At 54.7% G+C, this 3,178-nt stretch carries 3 protein-coding genes; all 3 read left to right on the top strand.

What is annotated here, in order from left to right; all coding sequences use genetic code 11:
* Positions 1–215, top strand: a 215-nt coding sequence (locus MVD07_RS01440; protein ID WP_366078430.1) for a 4Fe-4S dicluster domain-containing protein, incomplete at its 5' end; no start/stop codon positions are given.
* Positions 216–258: 43 nt separating this feature from the next.
* Positions 259–1,683 carry a proton-conducting transporter membrane subunit gene (locus MVD07_RS01445; protein ID WP_297497647.1) on the top strand — a complete coding sequence of 475 codons (1,425 nt, stop codon included), beginning with the start codon at positions 259–261 and terminating at the stop codon, positions 1,681–1,683.
* Between the two features lie 5 nt (positions 1,684–1,688).
* Positions 1,689–3,178: proton-conducting transporter membrane subunit (locus MVD07_RS01450; RefSeq protein ID WP_297497649.1), on the top strand; the 1,490-nt coding region annotated here is incomplete at its 3' end.

Below are 3,178 nucleotides of genomic sequence, written 5' to 3' on the forward strand. Positions count from 1 at the left end.
TGGACGAGGAGAATAAGATCATGGATAAGTGCGATCTCTGTGCCGACAGGAGGGCCGAGGGTCTTCTCCCAGCGTGCGTTTCAGCCTGCCCAACTGAGGCCCTGAAGTTCGGAGAGATAAACGAGGTGCTCTGGGACAGGGAGGGCAAGATAGTGGCGAACCTCAAGGGCTCTGCAGAGGAGGGCGAGGGCGAGAGGGCTCTCATCGTCCTTTGATTTATTTTTTTGAAGGGAAACCAAGGGTTAAAAACTAGGGGTGATGGACGTGATGGAACTGATCCTCGTCTCGATGCTACTGCCTTTCCTGCTGCTCATTGGCTGGAAACTTGAGGGCAGGGGTGCAGATGCCTTTGCAGTAGCGGTCACGGGAATTTCCCTCATTCTGAACGGTGTGGCAGCGTATGAGTATTTCGCCTTCCATATGGGAAAGAGCTATGTGGACAGCTATATCTCCGCCGGGACAACGGGTTCTCTTTTCGGGCTTGACGTTGACGTCGCTTCGGTTCTCATGGGCCTCACATCAATCCTCCTGGCCTTTCTCGTCGTCCTATACGCGGTGAACTACATGAGCCCGACCAACAGGAAGTTCCCTCTGGAGAAGGGTAAGGGCAGGTTCTACGCCCTCTTCGGCCTGCTGACCAGTGCCAGTATGGTCTTCATATACTCAACAAATCTGATACAGTTCGCCGTTGCACTTGAGCTCATGGCAATAGCCATGGCTGGGTTCGTTGACTTCTACGGCACAGCCAGGCTTGACGCAGCTAAAGCCTTTGCAGTGTTGAACGTTGGCGTTCTTCTAATCCTCTCAGCCGCAGCCCTTCTCGGAGGGGGACAGAGCTTAACGACCATGAAATCCAACAACACTGCCCTGTTACTGCTGATGTTTGCGGCCTTCATGATGAGCTCCCAGCTGCCTTTCTACTCCTGGCTCCCGGATTCAACGGCCGCGCCGATTCCGGCTTCAGCCTACATCCACGCTGCGTCAATACCACCTCTTGGTGCCTTCATGCTCTTCAGGGTCATACAATACATGAAGCCCAACTCAGCGACTTTCTGGATCTTGGGAAGCTTTGCAGTGGCCCTGATAGTCCTGATGATAATATACTACCCAATACAGAGGGAGGGAAAGCAGCTGATCTCGTATTCTACGATGGCACAGGCCGGCATCGCCTACCTGACCCTTACCTACGCCCTCCTCGGCCACCAGGCCGGTCTCCAGATAGCCATCTACCAGGTCATTAACCACGCCTTCGTCAAGGCCCTCGCCTTCATGAGCATCGGTGGCTTCGCGTACTCGCTTGGAACGACGAATTTCAACGAGATAAGGGGTATACGATACACCGTTCCATGGGCCAGTGTCGCGTGGTTCCTCAGCTTCTTCGGCCTCGCAGGGGTTCTTCCGCTTGGACTGTTCTTCAGCAAGATCTTTGTCGTCATGGTTACTCACCATGCAGTAGGCGTGGCCTCATGGCTCTTCCCGGCCATGGTGCTCCTCGATGGTGCGGTATTCCTCATAGTCACAATAGCCTGGTTCAGGGATATGTTCTTCGGGGAGCCTACTCCCGTCAGTGAGGTTCACTCACCGAAGCTAACGGCGGCGGTCATGGTAACGCTGATCCTCATAGGCATAGTTGTGCCCTGGGTTACCATCAACGTTGTCACGAATATCGGGTTCATGGGGTGATGTAAATGCTCCTTGAATACGCTATCTGGGCATTCATTATTGGTGGTCTCGTTGGCTTTGTCATAGACTACAAGGCATCCACAAAGGCTTCAAGCCTGCTGGCTGCAGTGGGTGCGGCACTCCTGCTCGGACAGGTCTACAGGATATACACAACCGGCCCGATAACTGGCAGTGTCTTCGGGATACCAGTTCACATGGACGGCCTTTCCGCAGTCTTCCTCTTTATAGTTGGGATAGTGAGCCTTGGATCGGCAATATTCTCAATATCGTACATGGATCATCACAGAAAGAGGGGCAAGGGCTGGGTTTATGCGATAGCCTACAACACCTTCATAGCCTCAATGGCCCTCGTCGTGACGGTTGACAACCTTGAGTACTTCGTTGTCGCCTGGGAGCTTATGACGCTGAGCTCGTTTGTCCTCATCTTCTGGAAAGAGGAGAGAAAAGACCTGGACGCCAGCCTCAAGTACTACCTGACGATGCACTTCGCGGACACCATACCGCTCTTCATGCTCCTCGGCCTTGCCTCCGTCCTGACGGGGAGCATGCACAACCTGAGCTACCAGGCCATACAGAACGCTCTCATAAGCGCATCCACCTCCACAAAGTTCCTCTTCTATGCACTGACCCTCAGCGTCTTTATCTCAAAGGCGGGCGTTGTCCCACTCCACTTCTGGCTTCCGGATGCCCACCCCGCTGCACCGAGCAACGTCTCGGCCCTGCTCAGCGGCATAATGATAAAGACCGCTGTCTACGGCCTCCTAAGGTTTGACTGGCAGATGGTAGGGTACAACGTGAACCTTGGTTACCTTGTGGCGGTTCTCGGTGCCGCAACGCTCACGATAGGGACGCTCTATGCTCTCAAAGAAACCAACTCCAAGAGACTGCTCGCCTACCACAGTGTCGGTCAGATGGGCTACATCTGGCTCGGCATAGGCATAGGCATGGCCCTAATTCCGCATGGGGGTGCACTGGCCGCGGTGGGTGCCCTTGGCATGTTCGCCGGCATTTTCCACGCGGTAAACCACGCTGTCTTCAAGGGTTCACTCTTCCTTGAGGCGGGTGCCGTTGAGTACGCTACGGGCACAATAAACCTCAATGAACTTGGGGGCCTCGGGTCGAGAATGCGCGTTACCGCCCTGGCAACACTATTCTCCTCGCTGGCAATAGCAGGTATTCCTCCATTCAACGGATTCATAAGTAAGTGGCTCATCTACGTAGCCGGCTACCAGTCGGGTAACTTCCTCCTATCCGCGGGGGCAGTCTTGGCGGTCATTATAAGCGCCGTCACGCTGGCATCGTTTATGAAGTTCTACGGAACCCAGTTCGGTGGGGAGACGAGGAAGCACAGTGACGTCAGGGAGGTTCCGGGGGCCATGCAGCTTGGTGAGTGGATACTTGCAGGCCTGACCCTCTTCATAGGCGTCTTCCCGGGACTCTTTGTTAAGTTCCTAAACGGGGCAGTCGGAACCGTCAACCGCAGTTTGATCGCCAG

This window comes from Thermococcus sp. (assembly GCF_027008145.1).
In the GTDB taxonomy this organism is placed as follows: Archaea; Methanobacteriota_B; Thermococci; order Thermococcales; family Thermococcaceae; genus Thermococcus.